Genomic DNA, 16,986 nt, shown 5'->3' with positions numbered 1-16,986 from the left:
AATTTTTCTTACAACAAAATTTGACGACTAGTGTATATCTACTCTGTTAGTCCATTTTTTCAAAATTCAATAAGGAAAAATTCAATCAGCATATTGCTTTAATAACCTCTGTGAGAAGTTTATACATATGAAGACTGTGAAGAAAGGAGAAGACACTTTTGTTGAATTCAGTGACTTTAATGAATTAAGGGAAGTATTTGAGGAGGCTATTAAACAAATTGAAGAGGAGGAGAAGGCTAACGCCCATAAACCTTCTTATGAGATCCGATCTCCCAAATAAAAACTACACAATTTTTTGAATCCACACTGTAAAGTATCCTTATATCTCCAGTAACTTCTATTGAGAACATTGGGTTTCCGTATTTATCTATTCCAAGCTTCTCCCTAGCGTACTTAAATGGATCTTCATTTATTAACTCCAATTTTTCAAGAATAAGCCTTAGAAGTTTCGATTGAGGAAAATTCCTTTTCAACCATTCTATAAACTCTTTTCTATCCATCTCACCCTTAACTAAAAATCTGAAAATCCACTTCTCACAAACCACAATAAGATAAAAAGATAAGCTTATTTAAAAATCTTTCTCTTATCGTATATTATTTCATTAGAAATAATAACTAAATAAATAGTAAAATCGCTTATCCAAAAAGCTTAATCTCTTTTTCGGAAATACCTAAGTCAGAAAAGTACTCCTTACATCTTGAATCACATAGATAGATTTTCACAGAGTCACTGGATCTCTGAATCGATGTTCTCGGTGAAATCATGCTATAAATCCAAAGACTATTATATTCGTCGAGTACATGTTACATTAAGGGTAAAGGGATGTTAAATCGTGAAGTACTAGCAAAAGTATGGAACGATACTATAATTTGGTATATTGAAAGGTGTAGGTATTGGGATAGATTGGTCGATTTGATGAGAATGGAGGATGATCATGACAAGAAATTGAGTCTTCTTGAAAAGGCTTATGGTTTGTGGGGCCATATATGGCATGAACAAGATCTCGTTATGATATTTTCTCACATACTTTTACAAAAGCTGAAGAATACGTCTGATGTCCATCTGCATATAAGCTATAAGTTGAAACCGGAGAATTTCAGCGTTATAACGAGCTTTTACGAAAGATTGAGTAAGGCAGTTATCGCCCTAAGGAAGGATCTTAGTATGAAAAGAACATGGCTCCCTGAAATAGACCTAATTGTTACCGAAGACGAGCCACCTTTTCTTTACTGTATAGAATTTAAATATTATCATTATTTTCCGACCACATGGAATATAGTAGAAGATCTCAAAAGGAAAATAGTTATATTGAACACTTTGAAGAAATATGAAGTCTGTAAAGATGCCGGAATATTTCTTTTAGATGATGGAATATGCAGAAAGAATAAAGAATTATGTAATGAGATAAATGAGGTGCTCAACAAGGTAAACTCACTAATGATACTTAGTTATTACGTAAAATACGAAGATCTTCTAAATGTTTTAGCAAAAAATTCCAGCAAATCATAAGCTTAATATAGACTATTATATTCATTGAAGAAAAAATGAGAGGATAAAGAATATCAACTACTTTACAAAGCCACTAAAGGTCTACTTCCAACTAGATAAAGTGCTGGACTCACTACTTTCAAACTTCAGAGTGATAGTGTTATTCTAAAAATCGTGTGGGTTAAGGACGATATAAAAAGCATCGAAAGAATAATAAGCTAATTTTTGAACGTTAAGCTGGGAGTTATTTCAATTTCTCTCTCGCATCATTTTACTCTGGGATCCAACACTTGCGTATTTAGTATATTCAATACAGTTTTTCAAAATTCAATGAGAAGAAAGCTTAATAGTTAGGAGGATAAGATTAAATTAGGGATGGGGGGGTCAGGTCAGAGCAACGATGCCCTATCATAGGTCAACTCGTGTCGTGCTCATCATCCCCTCATCCCCGATTTCTAATTCTATAAAAACATATTTAAAAATCTTTCTGTTTTTTAACTTCACATAATTATTATTTCATTAGAAATAATAATAGAAATTATTAATGTAATATGCGATTAGCAGAAGCAGAAAACCGGCAAAGATTGCTAAACCATTTACTGCGGGGTTATCATACCTATAGTGGGCTAAAGCGAACCTCCTCCATTTCCCAGTGTGGACAACAATATTTTTAATTTGATATAAATTATATAAAGTGTAAATTTAGTTTCAATTTATCGTCGGATCTCTTTACTGATAGTAAAAGGCGTTACAATTTTAATCTCTATTTGAATTTTTATTGTATAATTAAAGTGTTTAAAAGGAAGAGGGATTTAAGGTAATTTTGAATAAATTACAAATGAATGAAATTGTTCTCGACACTGGTGTAAAAAACGGAAACACTTTTTACATAACTTTTGGGGATTTGTGTGGAAATCATTTTGTATCGAGATACGATATATTAGTTCCTATTTAAAAATTTTTCTATCTCGAATATCGGGACAATTAACATTCTTCTACTGACGAGATCTCTCCTTTAATTAGTTTAGTTGAGCATTCTAACCCTCTCTGAGTTAATTGATAAGTAGTAGATCCTCTAGTAGGGTGTAATGTAATTAGTCCTCTTTTGATCAGTTCTTTAATACACCTCCTTACATCTCCTCTTAAATGCCCTGGAAACCTCCTCAATACTGCTTCTAAAGGGATGTGAGCTGATAATGAACCGTTGGTAGCATCGTAAACTGCTACTAGTATTGCATCAAGTATCTCGATACTGCATTTAGACATTTTCTGCCAGAATCATTTTATTCATAACAAGATTTATAAGTTTTCACCAGAAAGTGATAATCATGGAAAGTAAACAATTGGAAAAGGAGTTAGTTTTTGTAAGTAAAGTTTCCGTAACTAAGAGCAAGAAAAACGGGAAAGAGTATATTACTTACAGGATAACAGTCCCCATAGAGAAGGCTAAGGAGTTGGAATTAAAAAACGGGGACTATTTGCTGGTAAAAGCTAAGAAGGCTAAATGGTATCACCTCTTAAATTGGGAGGAAATGAAAAACGTTTACAACATGCTACCAGAAGAAGTAAAAAAAGAAATTGATGAACTGAATCATAAATAGAGTTTCAACATATCTCTTGTTAGAAATATTATAGCCTTAGGAAAATCAGCCTCCCTATTAAGGTCGGCTTTATCGGATAAGTCTAAAAATTTGTTCCTAGCTTCCTCGTCGTCGTTTGCTACTGCCATTATTCTTGGCGGTGTACCTCCTATAATTAGGTATTTATCAACCAGTTTCTCCAGCTCATCTACAGGTAAGGATAGTCCAGGGTAAATTTCTACTATAGGTTTCATATTTTTTAATATCTCATAAAGTTCCTGGAGCTTTTTACAAACTTCTCTACCGTTATTAGTTAGCTTAACTACCATCTTTTTCTCTCCTGCTTTCTCTATTTTAACTAATCCTATCTTTATTAGGAAATCTAGAGGAGAACGGTAAGCTGAAGAACTGATTTTTGACCTATTTATTAATTCCCTAACCGTTATCCCGTCCTCTTTACATAACGTAATTAAAATTCTTTCGCGAGTGGAGAAAAACTCCTCCGCATAAGTTTCGAATTTTTTACTCATGTTTCGATTATTGAAAAACTCTCTTTTAATGCTATGTCTCTTATATCGTATCAATATAAAGAGATAAGTTTATAAACAATAAAAGATATATCGAATCTCGAGATGCTAAAAAATCTATACCCTATACATTATTTGGAAGTATTAAAGGAAATGGAGAAAGGAGAAAAGTTGTTCACGGATAGCATTTATAGGAAAATCCTTGCAGTTTAAGGGAACCTTAAAAACTTTTTAAAAATTAACCAAACAAAATATCGGATGAATACAAACTCATTACTCCAGGAGAGAGCGTCCAATGTGTAATTAATGTAATTTACTTTATTAACAAATTTTTATAGTAAAAGCAAGAATTACAGAACCCAATTGGATAATACTTAAGGGGGATTACGCCTAGGTTATACAATGGACATCGAAATTTACCAAAGCGTAATCCCCCAATTGGGTTGGAAGAGTAAATATCTTTTGGATTGCGAGGAGGAGATCTTGAAAGAGCTGGTGGTCAGAAGAGAGTTCGAGGGTTTCAAGTTCACTGAATATGACCCCTTGACTTACTTGAAGATGCTGATTGTTATGGTACTCTATAAAGAGTCTTATAGGGGGACAATTGAACTCGCAGCTACAAATATTGTGGTAAAGCGTTTCCTCAAAGTTAACGAGATCCTATTAAAGTCCTCATAGTCGGGGTTTTATACTGCTGAAGCCTATGATTACTTTAACCAAACGGTCTTAGCATATATCACAGTAACCTAAGATCCATCGATAAAGTAATTCTGATTGTAAAAAATGAGTTACAATATAATTAACATTATGGCTACTAGATTAAGTAAGAAGATGGCTAGTTCAACACCAAACGTAAAGTGATATAATACTATTGCAATTGAAGGTCCTACAGAAATACCTACTACTCCCTCCAAGGATTTCATTGCTGAGCCAACAACCCTATCTTTTAGTCTTAAATTTTTCATAGTATAAGCAGTGTTAGATGCTGTAGTAATAGCAGTCCCAATTCCCAGTAGTATTGTTCCTAAGAGCTTGTTAACAAGTAATAACCAGCTGAGTAGCATAATTGAGAAACCTGAGATAGCAAAAATCTTACTCTTATTCCCAATGATTTTACCGAGGGGTGCAGATATGATTGCCATGGGTAATGGGAAGAGTATTGTTAACGTTATAGCTAGAAGTGGATTTAAGCCAGTATAGCTTAAGACTAGGAATTCTACTACAGCATATCTTGAGAGGGAGTGCATAAAGCCAGAAATTAAGGGTTTAAGGAATCTCTTCTCCAATTTCCATTTATTTAACGAGTAAATACCAGCTAATGTTAGCGTCACTCCAACGTAGAGGGAGTAGATTGAAACCAGTATACCGTTAAATAATAGCATTGGGCCTATTGCTGATTTAGGATTTCCGAAATTCCCTTTAAGATCTCTTAAACGTGAAGTTAAAAAGAAAGAAGTAAATACTATTGATGAGGGTAAAAGGAACAAATACTTCCAGCTAATCTTACCTAGAATGTAGCCTAAAGGTACTCCTATTACATGTGCTAATGCTAACATTGAGTAGTTAAATCCAATATTTCTGCTTTCGCTCCCCTCCAAAGAAGAAGCGTAAGCAAGTTGTGCTGGGTACATCATCGAAGCTCCTAGACCTTGTAAAGATCTTAAAGTAAGGGCTACTAAAAAAGAGTTCGTTAAAAGAATTAATATATACCGGAGGAAGAGAACAATAATGCACCTAAAAAAGCAATTTCTTAATACCCCTCTTTTCTTCAATTAAATAGAAGGGTATAAATAAGAAGGAGGATACAAGCGCAAAAAGTGTAAGTAATAGAGATGCACATAATTCGCTTATGTTAAGTTGTAAGGAGATATATGGGATTGCTGCTGTAATCATAGCTCCTTCAAGGTATGCGACTGAGCCTATGACTGAGGTAACCATTATCTCTTTCCTAATCTTAATCACCCTTTAGATCAGTTTACTTGAAACTAATATCGTGTAAAGTTCTAGCTTATAAGATTGCCTTTCCATATTTAATCGCATTGCCCCTTCAGAATTAAATCAAGGTTGTATTATATCTAGAACTTAGATTAAAGAAACTTTTCCTCTTCTTTAAATAATTACGTTCAACGTAAATTAAACTTGTTCTAACTATTTAGACGAATAATCTACAATACTTTTTTAGCCAGTTTACTCCTTAGGTGATTGTAGAATATTCTTAATGTTTGAAACTTCTTTCCAGCAATGGGTTTAACGTTAAGATAATAGCTTAAAACAAGGACTATAACATATTTTTAATCACTTCTATTCCTCTTAAAACTATCAAATAAGCTGAAGCCATAATGTCTATCAGAATCCTTATCCCCCATAACCATGGTCCTACGCTGGCAAACTTAGGTCTGTTAGGCATGGTATGTGGTTCCTCCTTAGAACTCATAGTATCTTTATTTTTAAGCAATTTTTCAAAATTCAATGAGGGAAATTACTGGATCCTTTATTAATGCTTGTAACAAACTATATAATTATGAAGACCGGGAAAGAGGGGGAATACTATTATATTGAATTGGACAAGGAGGAGATAATTAAGCTTAAGGAAATTGTTGAGAATAAGGCTAAGGACCTTAAACCCTCTTATGAGATCCCATCTTCCAAATAAATACAATAAAGTTTATTGAATCAATACTGTAAAGTATCCTTATATCACCAGTAACCTCTACATAAGAACATAGGGTTTCAGTACATGCTTTTCCAGCTTCTCTCTGACGTATTTGTAAGGACTATTGATTATGAGTAATACCTTTTCCAGAATAAGCATAAGCAATTTATCGCTTTCAAATTCATCTAGCAAATGTTCCGCTTATTCTTCTAAACTGTTTATTTTCTTATTGAACATAAACTTCACACTCCACTCCTCATAATTTCCATAAAAATAAAAAGAAAACTAATTTAAAAATTTTTTAATTTTTGTTTAATATCTTATTAGCGATAATAATATAATAAGAGTAAAATAATTGCTTATTCAAAAAGTGTGGTTTGTGTCTCTTTTACGAATTATAATATTCTTTGAAATAATAATTGATCGTATGTAATTAGATCTATTAAATCTGTGGGTGACCTCCTGGTTTTCACAAATGCCAAATGTCAAATTAATTATTTAATATCACAATGATGAAATAAATTATATTCAAAAAGGATCCTTTGAATATTCTATTTGTTGTTCAAAAATTTTTAGTATATAATCTATAATATTTCTTGTACTAGAGGAGATTTTTAAAATGTTAATGAAATTCACTCCTTGAGTACTCTTACAAAAGCTTTCTAACCCCATTCATATAACTTTAGTTACTTTATTCTCTTCATGCCTCAGCTTTTTCTCAATACTTCTTAAACCTAGATAAACTAGAAGATAAGCTATACCTATAAGAGGAAATATTATACTCAATATACTTCCTAAACTTACTAAGTTTTCCCTGTATTTCTCCCCCACTCTATAGAAGCCTATAATTATGAGTATGCCCCCAATTATAAGCATAAAAACACTTGATAAGAATATTATATTGTCATAAGAATAGTAAATCATCTGACTAGAACTTGAAATAAAATATGTAATTATAGAAGCAAATATCAAGTATGCCCCAATACTTCCTATTCCTAATCTGGAGTCTATTTTCTTTAATGCCCCAAAACCACTTCTAAATATTATAATGGATATTAAGCCAAGGATAGCACTTGATACCATCATACCTATTGCTATATCTACGACAATTGGTTCTACTTTTACGAATTTATGATCAAATTGAGAAACGTTGTGATTAGACTCAGCTAAAACCCCTAAGAAGATACTTAAATTAGTTAAGGTTCCAGCAAGTGGTATTATCCCTGCAAGAGTTAATAACAAAGCTCCAATTTTCAGCTTTCCAATACCCTTAATTTCCTCGTTCATTATTTAATTTTTGATACTTGAACAAATAAGTTTTATGACAAGTTATAGATAGTGAAGTCACACATTATTCTACGTTTATTCTTACATACTTTAACTCTACCTAATGCACTAAGTAGTCCGATTTTAAGTGTATCCAAGGTTTATCAGAGCTCAAGACCTTCTTCATCAATCAGGTATTATACTTCATCATTGCTTATAATTTCTCATACAGTTATTAAAAATATGAGCGTAAGTGAATTACTAAGAAAGAATAACGTAGAAATTTTACGCTTTACATGGGTAGGGTTAGATGGAATAATAAGATCAAAAGGGGCATACATCGATGAAGTAGACAATCTAGTAAAAACCGGAATAGGACTAACAATGGCAATGATGAGCTTCACACCAATGGATTACATTTCCCCTTACGGAACATTTGGTCCTCAAGATGAAGATGTATTTCTAACTCCAGACTTATCCACACTTTCTATTTTTCCTCCTTCCGCCGTAGTATTATGTTATCTTTATAAGGGTAGTTCACCGTGGATGTATGACCCCAGAAGTACTCTCAAAAAGATATTAGAAAAATACAGTGAATATGAGTTTAAATCCTCATTCGAAATAGAATTTTACCTAGTTAAGGATAGAAAACCTTTTGATGATACTAAATGCTTCGATTCAAGGGCTTATTACAATAATCAGATAATACCCGAAATAGCTAAGGTTGCGGGAAGCGTAGGAATAGTTCCATTGCGTGTTATAAAAGAATACGGTCCGGGGCAATATGAATTTGACATACAACATAAAGATGCAATGAGAAGTGCAGATGAAGTAATTCTATTTAAAGAAATTGCAAGACAGATTGCATCGAAATATAACGTTGAAGCAAACTTTATGCCAAAACCATTTAACAAAATGGCTGGTTCCGGGCTTCATCTTAACTTTAGTATATGGAAAGATGGAAGAAATTTATTTTACGATCCTAACGATAATTACGGTTTAAGTGATTTAGCTTATAATTTCATAGCTGGAATAATTGAACATGCAAAAGCATTAACAGCAATAGCGGCACCTACAGTAAACTCCTATAAAAGACTGGTCCCAGGATCTTGGGCACCAACAAAAATAACTTATGGTTACAATAACAAAAGTGCAATGTTAAGAATACCCACACCATATCCTGGTATGAGTATGCAAGATAGAAGGATAGAGTATAGGGTACCAGATGCAACAACAAACCCCTACCTCCTATTATCGGCATTTATTGAAGCTGGAATTGACGGTATTGAGAGGGGTCTAAAACCTCCTTCACCGGTAAACGAGAACGCGTATTTCAGAAAAGATATAGAGGATGTTCCCAGAAACTTGAGAGAAGCACTTAATGAGTTAAAGAAGGATACAAGGCTGATTGAAAGAGTAGGGAGAGAAATTGTGGAGGAGTTTATCAGAGTAAAGATGGCTGAAGTTGAAGAATTCGAAAGCTTAGTAACAGATTGGGAATACGAGGTATATAAGTATGTTTAAGGTAATTGATGATCACGCTCACTGGTTTAGTGTAAAACCCCTAGATGAAAAAGGCTTAGCATTAGAATCAGCAGAAAGTTGGATCGAAGGAGAGATTAACGCTGACGTAGTTACAATGAATTTGTTAAAACCATTTTTCCTAGTCTTAAAACACAGACTGAAGAAACTTTTAGGAGAGAATTTCATAGAGGAAAGAAATAGAATGATTAAAGATGACCCAGTAAACTACGTGAAATTTCTATTTCAAGATGCTAAGATAGAAGGTATGGTGATTGATGAAGGTTTTGGGAAAAAAGAAATTGAACCACCGGTAAAGTATAAACTTTTGTTTAGAATAGAGAAGATTATAAATGACGAGATGTTTAAGAAACCGTTTGATAAAGCCGTAGAGTATTTCGAAGAGAGCTTGAGAGAGAAGATCAGAACGGGTTATTCTGGTTTTAAGACCATTATAGCTTATAGAACAGGACTAAAAATTTCATGTAACGAGAGTAAGGCTTTTGAGGACTTTTATGATAAGGAAAGAGATTGGTTTGGAAAAAGAGCTAAGGGCTTCCGAGATTTCCTAGTTTGTAAAACATTAGAAATAGCTAAAGAACTTAAAGTACCAGTACAAATACACACTGGGGCTGGAGATAGAGATATAAAATTTGATTTATCACTTCCCTCTTACCTTACAGATATTGTCAGAAAATATGAAGGAAAAGTTGTTTTTGTACATGCCGGTTACCCATATCATAGGGAAACTGCATGGATGAGTTACATTTTTCCTTCAGTGTATCTTGATGTTTCACAATTTAATCCATTAGCACCGCTTTCGGCATTCAATGTTATAAAAGAAATATTTGAGGTATCACCAGCAAATAAAGTACTTTACGGTTCCGATGCGTTTAACGTTCCAGAAATTGCTTGGCTTGGTGCAAAATTAGCTAAGGAAAGTTTTGAGGAGTTACGGTCAGAGTTTTTAAAGAGAGATCTAATGTCAGAAGAAGATTTAGAAGTACTTAAGGAGAGATTCTTTTACAAAAATGCAGAAGAACTTTATGATTTCTAAAAATTTTAAGCAATTTCATATTTAATTCGCTAATTGGAAAAATTTGGGTCATTCAGGGGTTATGGGAGATTCATAGCTCTTTTGTGGATTCATTTTATTTTATCATTTTGAGATTAAATAATTTGATTGTATATTGACAATTGGAGAGACTAAGGAGTCATACCATGTGAAGATGATGATATATAATAATATTATTTCTTCGTAGAATTATTCTAATTCTGTGAGAATATTACATTTCGCAAAGGAACCGTGAATCGCCCTAACTAATTTATCTTCTGAGGGATATTCTATCATTTTTATTAAAAATAAAACAGATTGTGTATGATAAGATATACTGCAATAATTCGAGTATATAACAAGAGGGTAGAATTCCTTAAAGAAATATAAAGAAGGCGACTGGAATACAGTAACGGAAAAAGAGTACAAGGTAACAGTAATAAACATAATCCACTTGTAGGGAAAAAGACAAAGTAATATGCTACTTATGCATTTTCAGGAAAACTTGCTGGCATGGCTTACCACGTCTTAAATAGTTAAGAAAAGTTTTAGGATACCTAAGGGTTACGTCAAGGACTTTTACGTTGGAGGAGTACTGGACTCTCGTAGGTTTGTTAAAGGTATACAATGTGGAGCCTATACCAGTGGATTTTCATTCTGCACTAAGGAATATTGATCTCCTAACGTCTTAAAGGGCAAGGCTTATCGTTCTTTCTGCTTGAAAACTCTGCTTCAGTTGACCATATTCTCCAGCAAGGTATTCCCCAGTTAACAAAGACAAGGAATCCCTGAACTGTATTGTGGATAACCTTTATCTCAAGGGTCTATAATTTCTATCTCATCCTTAACCCTTTCGAAATCCTTATCTATAGTAACTATAGGTATTTTAAATCTCTTGCTTAGAACTACAAGGTAAGCATCGACGGGATCTAAATTTTTCTCCGTTACGTAATACACTAGATCTTTTATTTCATTATCTTTTATTTCAATTACTTCATCCATAGCTAGTGGAAGTGATGTTATGAGGTTTAGGTAACCTAAGGCTCTTAATTTCTCACCTTTTCTACTATACTCATTGTATTTTCTTAAAGCCCATTCCATAATTTCAATTATTGTTATTACACTAACTTTCCCTTTTCTACTCTTCTTCGATATAAATGCACTAGTATCTATTATGACTTCGTCTTCTCCCATACAGCCTCCCTAAACGCTTCCCTTAACTCCTTAGGCGATATTGACTTAAGAAACTCCATTAACTCCTCCACGCTCTTTATTTTTCCTAACTCCTCGGCAAAAGCGGTATAAGGAGTTAAAACTATAACGCCACCCAGGTCCACGATGTAAATCCTCTTATTAGCATACCATTTACCCAAATAAACCCTTCCTTTTGAGTCAACGATCTTTTCCTCCATAGCTATAAGTGGGAATGTAAAGTAAAAATCTTTTCCCACCCTATTTGCTTTGTGAATCACTTGTTTTTATTAGAGCCAACCCAGATCCTACTTTTAAATTAACTCTTGGTTTTGAACTAAATTACGAACTCAAAAACCGAGAAAATTTAAGGATCCGACAAAGCAATTACAATCACGAAATTTGTATAGGGGTATATGCTTTACACACAGATTCAAGAGATTCTAAGAATGTTAGAGTCGAAGCATATGGAGCCTCTACTAAAATGTCTTACTGTATAAAGACATATTAAATTGGCGTATAATTATCCTTTATATGATTAATGAGATCGAGATTCAGAATTTTAGAGGAATAAAGTATTGTAAACTTGAAAGCCTTTCACAGATTAATATATTAATAGGGAGGAATAACTCTGGTAAATCTACAATTCTTGAGGCTATTTATTTCATTTCTTCACTTGACGAACAATATGATAAAGTTAGAAAAATTAATAAGATAGACTATTTAACACGTAGGCGACTAGAAGAGAAAACTAAGGAAAATATAAAGAAAAATATTACGTCAATTTTAAAAAGTGGTAATTTAATTACTTTTTCTTCGTCTATAAACACCGATATTTTTTCTCAATTTTTTTATAATTTTAATAAAAATGAGAAAATAGTCTTTAACGTAAATGCGGATAATTCTACCTATTCAATTGAGATTACCTATAAGGATGAGAACCATATAGAATTAAAAACTAGCAACAACGTTTCCGAAGTATTTAAGAATACAGTTTTCATAGACGATAATTTATCTATATCTCAACTCTACGACATAATAGGGGAACTGAAAAGAAATAAAAGAAAAGATAAGGAAATTGTGAAACTGTTAAAAGAAGAGTTTGAAGTAGACGCCGAAGGAATAGAATTCTCACGTTACCTAGGTGATTTTGTGCTCTCGTTAACTCTTAAGGATACATCAATCCCGATAGACTTTCTGGGTGATGGTGCCAAATTAGCAGTTCTTATATCTTCAATACTGCTATATTTTGACGGGAAAGGAATCGCTTTAATAGAAGAGCCTGAAGTCCATGAACATCCAGGCGGTATATATACTATCTTAGATTTAGCCTTTAAGATAGCTAAAGAGAAAGGCATTCAGTTCTTTATAACTACCCATAGTTCTGATGTAATAAATTACTCTCTTAGAATAGCGAAAAAAATAGACTTAAAGACTCAGCTAACGTACTTAAGGAGGATCAACGGAATAGTCAATTCCGTTAATTTAACAGAAGATAATGTTGACCTTCTTAAGGAAATTGGGATAGATTTAAGAGTTATCGATGTTCTATAAGTGAACAGTTTTGGAGAAATGTTTAGTTTTTTATAAAATTAAGAATATTAACCCAACCATAAAGTCAAAGTTTGATGAGATAATACTCTGTGAAGGAAAAACCGAAGTAGAAGTAATAAAATCCTTATACAATAAGATGGAAAGATATATCTGTGAACGCACTGAGAGGCGTAAGAGAGTCGGAATAATTGACGTTAAAGGAATTGGGAACTTAAACAGATTTATTGAATTTTTTATTAAATTATATAAAAATAGAATTATCGAAAATAATACTTTATATATTATTATGGACAAAGATCTATTTGACACGTTCAAATTTAAAAACCAGTGTAAGGGTGAAGGGAAACTATTGGAGTGTTCAGATGCACTGCGAATAATTATAGCTCTAAATTACAAAAAATGGGGTTAAGGGGGCGGAAAGCCTCGCCAGCGGGGATGGATAGCCCCCTTATAAAGTTTAAATATTAGCTCTTTTAATTTTCTCCTAATGGCTAGGAGGGTTAAAGCGATCAGAGCTACTGTTTCGATGAAGATCGCCCTATCTGAACCCCTCCTAGCCCTTGTGAATAACTACGTTAAGGCACTACGTTTCACCCTATTCTGGCTAAAGGAGAATGTTCCAAATCCGGAAGAGAAGGGTGTGTTAGGAAGAGTCCATGAGGAGTTATATGATAAGTTAAGAGGGGAATACAATCTACCATCAAAGGTTGCTGAGGACTGTTATAGGGATGCACTCTCAGTATACAAGGGTTGGTATAATAACCCAAGGAGGGGTAGGTTTCCTAGAGTGTATAAGCCAACTGTATGGTTAACACCAAAAGCAAGTTATAACGTGGACTTAGAAAGGATGACTGTTAGGATTGCTGGTGTCGGTGAGCTCCCAATCCTTGGTTATCCTAGAAACATTAAGGACTACATGAACTGGAAGATGAAGGAAGCGAGACTCGTACTGAAGGATGGCAAGGCTTTCCTTAAAGTAGTTTTTGAGAAACCGTTGGAGAAAGTTGAACCTAGGGAAAGTGTTGCTGTTGATATTAACATGAATGAGATTGTTGTTGGTAAGGATGATACTCATTATGTTAGGATTCCAACTCGTTTGTACGAGGTTCATCATTGGAAGTCTTTAGCTGAAGTTCTGCAAATGAAGTACCCTAAGAGGTGGAGGGTGAATAAGAGAATTCTTGTAAGGATTAAGTACTTCTACTCTAAGGCTAAGCGAATCATGGAGGATTTCGCAAGGAAGGTTGGGAAGTGGGTTGTTGAGGTTGCAGAGGATTTTGGTGCTAATGTTATTAAGTTAGAGAATCTCAAGAATTTGATTAAGCATGTTAATAAATTATCATCTGAGTTTAGGGATAAACTGTATTTGATGCAATATCGTCGTGTTCAGTATTGGATTGAGTGGCAGGCTAAGAAACACGGCTTGTTGGTTGTGTATGTTAATCCTCACTATTCTTCTGTCTCTTGCCCTAAGTGTGGAAAGAAGATGGTTGAGGTTTCTCATCGTTGGTTTAAGTGTATTTGTGGTTATGAGAATGATAGGGATGTTATTGGAATTATGAATCTTAACAGGAGGGGGTCTCTGACCCTCTCGTCTGCCCCTCAAATGAGGGATGTAGACCCGAACCGATGAGGGGAACCCTCGCCCTTCAGGGCGAGGATGAAGTCAGAATAAGATTGAGGATGAAGTACAGTTAATCACTGAGGACGAGATAGCCCATGGAGATGTAAAAAAGATTGTACAAGTTATAAGAAAAACAGATGAGGAGAAACTTAAGAAATCTCTACATCATTTAATTAAATTATTGCAATTATTAGCTGAGTAATAAAGTACAAAATTAAAAGTTTGAGTAAAAAGAGAGTAGAACCTTAAAACTTACAAAAAAATACTTTCTACTAAAAATTCTTATTACGTTAGAAATAAAGGAGAACTTCATAGTGTTGTCATTAGGATATAAATTTCTGTATTACTTATGGACAGAAAGTCATATCTAGGCCAAGATTTAGCTTGTCCTTCTTGTGGTAGTCATCATATTGTTAAGTGTGGTTGGGTAGGCAGAAGTATGGGGGATTGTGGTAAGCATTTTTTGTGTGATACTTCTAATCATAAGTATGAGGGTTATTTCTAGTATAATCTCGATTATTTTATCTTGAGTTTTTATTTCTAGTAGGGGTTTAGTAACTAGTTCTATGTTCTGAGGTATAGCACAATCATGAAACAACATCTTTTGTGGATTATAGATTTCACCTAGTAGTTTAATGAAATTCCCTTACCATAAAAAATTATAATATTTGCTCATTAATTAATAAATACTTTGAGTTTTCTTCCTTACTTTATTTCGTTAATCACAAGGAATTTTCAGTTAATAAGACAATATATCTTACATTTGTTTAACGTAACGTAAAAATGTAACGATTTTCCTATAAGTGCTATTCACCAAACTTTAGAGTATTACTGCCCACAGAGGTAATTACGGTAGTTTGCACGCTATATTTTCAAAAACGTAAAGGGTAATAGCAAAAATTCTTATTGTTAAATCCTCATCTTTAACCTTAGTCTTCAAGATATCGAGTATAATTGAAACTATTTCATAGTTACTTAGGAGGTTCATCTCTCACTCCTTCCTTGGAAAAGATAATGTCAATGACTACAATATTCCCTTTCTTATCCTTCTATATCTGAACCATAGCATCGTGGTACTCGACATCATAAAGAGATCCGCCAAAATCTATTATTATTCCATCTTCATACTCTTCTATTTTAGGAGGTATAAAATTCATTGTAAAGTCCTGTCTATAGCATTAGTAGAAGTATTAAGGAGATAAAACTAAATTCTTACACATATTTTATATGCTTCTTTATAACTTAATAAAACTTCTTGATTAGAAAGTAGCTTTCCGAAAGATGCAAAAGAATCAATACAATATACAATTCGCTTAATCTGTATTGTTGCTTATTTTAGTATCTTAATTTATTAAAACTTTTTGAATTCTTGCTATACATCTTTTCGATTATATTCTAATTTTCTATATATATTTTCTAATAAAAGGTTTATTCCTAGAACCTTTCATATGCATTCTCGCTAGATCTGAGATCAAAGTAACTAAGTATCACTTGATAAGTAGGGGAAAAAGGTAAATAGTCAGTTAAAGAGAATAAATATTATGCAATATACTATTCATGCAATAACACATAATAAATGGGATAACTCCTTACCTCCAATTATGACAATAAATGATGGGGATGTTATAACAGTAGAAACTAAAGAGGCCTCTGATGGACAAGTTACTCCTTCATCTACAGAAAAGGATCTCCTAAAATTAGATTTCTCTAAAATCCACCCATTAACTGGGCCAATAGAAGTAAAAGACGCAGAACCGGGAGATGCTTTAGAGATCGAGTTCTTAGAATTTAAACATAAAGGGTGGGGATGGACTGGAGTACTTCCTGGATTCGGATTTCTTGCTGACGAACAATATACTGCACCTATAGATCTCCAAGGTCCAGCCCTAAAAATATGGAAAGTTGATGAAAAATACGCCTATGCAAAGTTTGGCGATTTAAATGTTAAAGTCCCAATCTATCCTTTCCCCGGCGTAATAGGTACTGCATTACCATATAGAGGAAAATTGAGTACCATACCTCCTAGAGAAAACGGAGGAAATATGGATATTAAGCACTTAACTATAGGCACTAAATTATACCTTCCAGTATTTGTAAAGGGAGCATTGCTTTCCATAGGTGACACTCACTTAGCCCAAGGTGATGGTGAAGTTTGCGGAACTGCAATAGAAGCCCCCCTGGAGGTTACAATGAAGGTTAGGTTAATTAAAAATATTGGTTTAACTCAACCACTCTTTATAGCTAAGAAAGTAAAAGAGATGGAATATGATGAATATATAGCATACCCCGGTATTGATTCTAATTTGTGGAATGCAGCTAAAAAAGCTATTAAGGGCATAATCTCTATTTTATCCAAATACATGACACCGGTAGAAGCTTACATCTTGGCTAGTGTTGCGGTAAATCTTAGGGTTAGTGAGGTGGTCGATGTTCCCAATTGGATAGTTACAGCATATTTACCAAAAAATATATTTGACATAAATATTGATTTGTTCTAATAAAGTTTGATTTTTAAAAAATTTAAATC

At 33.5% G+C, this 16,986-nt stretch carries 20 protein-coding genes and 3 pseudogenes; 11 read left to right on the top strand and 12 right to left on the bottom strand.

All coding sequences use genetic code 11. The annotated features are described in order from the left end of the window. Window positions 1-236 precede the first annotated feature (236 nt). Both STK_RS00865 and STK_RS15965 read right to left on the bottom strand, forming a co-directional pair. Window positions 237-545 carry a type II toxin-antitoxin system RelE family toxin gene (locus STK_RS00865; protein WP_010978099.1) on the bottom strand — a complete coding sequence of 103 codons (309 nt, stop codon included), beginning with the start codon at window positions 543-545 and terminating at the stop codon, window positions 237-239. Window positions 546-636: 91 nt separating this feature from the next. Further along, window positions 637-732: pseudogene (locus STK_RS15965) on the bottom strand (helicase c2); the annotation flags it as partial. Between the two features lie 91 nt (window positions 733-823). On the opposite strand from STK_RS15965, the gene STK_RS00860 reads away from it, so the two are divergent. After that, the gene (locus STK_RS00860; protein WP_010978098.1) at window positions 824-1,510 is read left to right on the top strand and encodes a hypothetical protein; all 687 of its coding nucleotides are present in this window, start codon (window positions 824-826) and stop codon (window positions 1,508-1,510) included. 963 nt (window positions 1,511-2,473) lie between these two features. Here the strand turns inward: STK_RS00860 and STK_RS00855 are convergent. Next, the gene (locus STK_RS00855) at window positions 2,474-2,755 is read right to left on the bottom strand and encodes a hypothetical protein (RefSeq protein WP_052846178.1); all 282 of its coding nucleotides are present in this window, start codon (window positions 2,753-2,755) and stop codon (window positions 2,474-2,476) included. A gap of 62 nt (window positions 2,756-2,817) precedes the next feature. Between STK_RS00855 and STK_RS00850 the strand changes: the two genes are divergently transcribed. Further along, entirely contained in the window at window positions 2,818-3,090 is a 273-nt protein-coding gene (locus STK_RS00850; protein ID WP_052846177.1) for a hypothetical protein, read from the top strand. Here STK_RS00850 and STK_RS00845 read toward each other — a convergent pair. Continuing rightward, window positions 3,081-3,599: a winged helix-turn-helix transcriptional regulator gene (locus STK_RS00845; RefSeq protein WP_010978097.1), complete on the bottom strand. Its 519-nt coding sequence runs from the start codon at window positions 3,597-3,599 to the stop codon at window positions 3,081-3,083. The genes STK_RS00850 and STK_RS00845 overlap by 10 nt on opposite strands. A gap of 399 nt (window positions 3,600-3,998) precedes the next feature. On the opposite strand from STK_RS00845, the pseudogene STK_RS00840 reads away from it, so the two are divergent. After that, window positions 3,999-4,271 (top strand): annotated as a pseudogene (locus tag STK_RS00840) (IS5/IS1182 family transposase); the annotation flags it as partial. 113 nt (window positions 4,272-4,384) lie between these two features. Here the strand turns inward: STK_RS00840 and STK_RS00835 are convergent. From STK_RS00835 to STK_RS15115, 3 genes are all read right to left on the bottom strand, one after another. Continuing rightward, window positions 4,385-5,368: an MFS transporter gene (locus STK_RS00835; protein WP_084742610.1), complete on the bottom strand. Its 984-nt coding sequence runs from the start codon at window positions 5,366-5,368 to the stop codon at window positions 4,385-4,387. Next, window positions 5,331-5,558: a hypothetical protein gene (locus tag STK_RS00830; protein ID WP_052846176.1), complete on the bottom strand. Its 228-nt coding sequence runs from the start codon at window positions 5,556-5,558 to the stop codon at window positions 5,331-5,333. The genes STK_RS00835 and STK_RS00830 overlap by 38 nt, the downstream gene beginning before the upstream one ends. 316 nt (window positions 5,559-5,874) lie before the next feature. Further along, the gene (locus STK_RS15115) at window positions 5,875-6,066 is read right to left on the bottom strand and encodes a hypothetical protein (RefSeq protein WP_198429722.1); all 192 of its coding nucleotides are present in this window, start codon (window positions 6,064-6,066) and stop codon (window positions 5,875-5,877) included. Window positions 6,067-6,117: 51 nt separating this feature from the next. Here STK_RS15115 and STK_RS15830 point away from each other — a divergent pair, with 51 nt between their 5' ends. Then, complete coding sequence (locus STK_RS15830; RefSeq protein ID WP_269770900.1) at window positions 6,118-6,249, top strand: hypothetical protein; 132 nt, start codon at window positions 6,118-6,120, stop codon at window positions 6,247-6,249. Here STK_RS15830 and STK_RS15520 read toward each other — a convergent pair. Then, window positions 6,215-6,441 (bottom strand): annotated as a pseudogene (locus STK_RS15520) (type II toxin-antitoxin system RelE/ParE family toxin). The gene STK_RS15830 and the pseudogene STK_RS15520 overlap by 35 nt on opposite strands. 480 nt (window positions 6,442-6,921) lie before the next feature. Continuing rightward, complete coding sequence (locus STK_RS00825; RefSeq protein ID WP_010978094.1) at window positions 6,922-7,536, bottom strand: DUF973 family protein; 615 nt, start codon at window positions 7,534-7,536, stop codon at window positions 6,922-6,924. Between the two features lie 222 nt (window positions 7,537-7,758). Between STK_RS00825 and STK_RS00820 the strand changes: the two genes are divergently transcribed. After that, entirely contained in the window at window positions 7,759-9,039 is a 1,281-nt protein-coding gene (locus STK_RS00820; RefSeq protein ID WP_052846175.1) for a glutamine synthetase family protein, read from the top strand. A 115-nt stretch (window positions 9,040-9,154) separates the two neighbouring features. Continuing rightward, entirely contained in the window at window positions 9,155-10,093 is a 939-nt protein-coding gene (locus tag STK_RS00815) for an amidohydrolase family protein (RefSeq protein ID WP_232616538.1), read from the top strand. 813 nt (window positions 10,094-10,906) lie between these two features. On the opposite strand, the gene STK_RS00810 is transcribed toward STK_RS00815, so the two are convergent. Continuing rightward, the gene (locus STK_RS00810; protein WP_010978091.1) at window positions 10,907-11,284 is read right to left on the bottom strand and encodes a PIN domain-containing protein; all 378 of its coding nucleotides are present in this window, start codon (window positions 11,282-11,284) and stop codon (window positions 10,907-10,909) included. Then, window positions 11,263-11,502, bottom strand: coding sequence for a hypothetical protein (locus STK_RS00805; protein WP_052846857.1), 240 nt, complete (start codon window positions 11,500-11,502; stop codon window positions 11,263-11,265). Before STK_RS00805 ends, STK_RS00810 begins: the two co-directional genes overlap by 22 nt. Before the next feature lie 313 nt (window positions 11,503-11,815). On the opposite strand from STK_RS00805, the gene STK_RS00800 reads away from it, so the two are divergent. From STK_RS00800 to STK_RS15110, 4 genes are all read left to right on the top strand, one after another. Next, window positions 11,816-12,835 (top strand): AAA family ATPase, encoded by a 1,020-nt coding sequence (locus tag STK_RS00800; protein WP_010978090.1) that lies wholly within the window; start codon window positions 11,816-11,818, stop codon window positions 12,833-12,835. A 10-nt stretch (window positions 12,836-12,845) separates the two neighbouring features. Then, window positions 12,846-13,244, top strand: a complete 399-nt coding sequence (locus STK_RS00795; protein ID WP_052846173.1) for a TOPRIM nucleotidyl transferase/hydrolase domain-containing protein — start codon at window positions 12,846-12,848, stop codon at window positions 13,242-13,244. 78 nt (window positions 13,245-13,322) lie between these two features. Further along, window positions 13,323-14,468, top strand: coding sequence for an RNA-guided endonuclease TnpB family protein (locus tag STK_RS00790; RefSeq protein ID WP_010978089.1), 1,146 nt, complete (start codon window positions 13,323-13,325; stop codon window positions 14,466-14,468). A 340-nt stretch (window positions 14,469-14,808) separates the two neighbouring features. After that, a complete protein-coding gene (locus tag STK_RS15110; protein ID WP_198429721.1) occupies window positions 14,809-14,964 on the top strand; it encodes a hypothetical protein in 156 nt (51 codons plus the stop codon). Between the two features lie 342 nt (window positions 14,965-15,306). Here STK_RS15110 and STK_RS15105 read toward each other — a convergent pair whose 3' ends face one another. Then, the gene (locus STK_RS15105; protein WP_198429720.1) at window positions 15,307-15,447 is read right to left on the bottom strand and encodes a hypothetical protein; all 141 of its coding nucleotides are present in this window, start codon (window positions 15,445-15,447) and stop codon (window positions 15,307-15,309) included. Between the two features lie 553 nt (window positions 15,448-16,000). Here STK_RS15105 and STK_RS00785 point away from each other — a divergent pair. Further along, window positions 16,001-16,957 carry an acetamidase/formamidase family protein gene (locus STK_RS00785; protein ID WP_010978088.1) on the top strand — a complete coding sequence of 319 codons (957 nt, stop codon included), beginning with the start codon at window positions 16,001-16,003 and terminating at the stop codon, window positions 16,955-16,957. Window positions 16,958-16,986: the final 29 nt, after the last annotated feature.

It is taken from the genome of Sulfurisphaera tokodaii str. 7 (assembly GCF_000011205.1).
GTDB lineage: Archaea > Thermoproteota > Thermoprotei_A > Sulfolobales > Sulfolobaceae > Sulfurisphaera > Sulfurisphaera tokodaii.
Note: the sequence above shows the minus strand (reverse complement) of the source record. Positions and strands in the feature narration are given on the sequence as shown.

Coding starts and splice junctions, on each gene's coding strand:
- STK_RS00860 (WP_010978098.1), top strand. CDS start 824: ATGTTAAATCGTGAAGTACTAGCAAAAGTATGGAACGATACTATAATT.
- STK_RS00855 (WP_052846178.1), bottom strand. CDS start 2,755: ATGTCTAAATGCAGTATCGAGATACTTGATGCAATACTAGTAGCAGTT.
- STK_RS00850 (WP_052846177.1), top strand. CDS start 2,818: ATGGAAAGTAAACAATTGGAAAAGGAGTTAGTTTTTGTAAGTAAAGTT.
- STK_RS00845 (WP_010978097.1), bottom strand. CDS start 3,599: ATGAGTAAAAAATTCGAAACTTATGCGGAGGAGTTTTTCTCCACTCGC.
- STK_RS15830 (WP_269770900.1), top strand. CDS start 6,118: ATGAAGACCGGGAAAGAGGGGGAATACTATTATATTGAATTGGACAAG.
- STK_RS00825 (WP_010978094.1), bottom strand. CDS start 7,536: ATGAACGAGGAAATTAAGGGTATTGGAAAGCTGAAAATTGGAGCTTTG.
- STK_RS00820 (WP_052846175.1), top strand. CDS start 7,759: ATGAGCGTAAGTGAATTACTAAGAAAGAATAACGTAGAAATTTTACGC.
- STK_RS00815 (WP_232616538.1), top strand. CDS start 9,155: ATGAATTTGTTAAAACCATTTTTCCTAGTCTTAAAACACAGACTGAAG.
- STK_RS00810 (WP_010978091.1), bottom strand. CDS start 11,284: ATGGGAGAAGACGAAGTCATAATAGATACTAGTGCATTTATATCGAAG.
- STK_RS00805 (WP_052846857.1), bottom strand. CDS start 11,502: ATGGAGGAAAAGATCGTTGACTCAAAAGGAAGGGTTTATTTGGGTAAA.
- STK_RS00800 (WP_010978090.1), top strand. CDS start 11,816: ATGATTAATGAGATCGAGATTCAGAATTTTAGAGGAATAAAGTATTGT.
- STK_RS00790 (WP_010978089.1), top strand. CDS start 13,323: ATGGCTAGGAGGGTTAAAGCGATCAGAGCTACTGTTTCGATGAAGATC.
- STK_RS15110 (WP_198429721.1), top strand. CDS start 14,809: ATGGACAGAAAGTCATATCTAGGCCAAGATTTAGCTTGTCCTTCTTGT.
- STK_RS15105 (WP_198429720.1), bottom strand. CDS start 15,447: ATGAACCTCCTAAGTAACTATGAAATAGTTTCAATTATACTCGATATC.
- STK_RS00785 (WP_010978088.1), top strand. CDS start 16,001: ATGCAATATACTATTCATGCAATAACACATAATAAATGGGATAACTCC.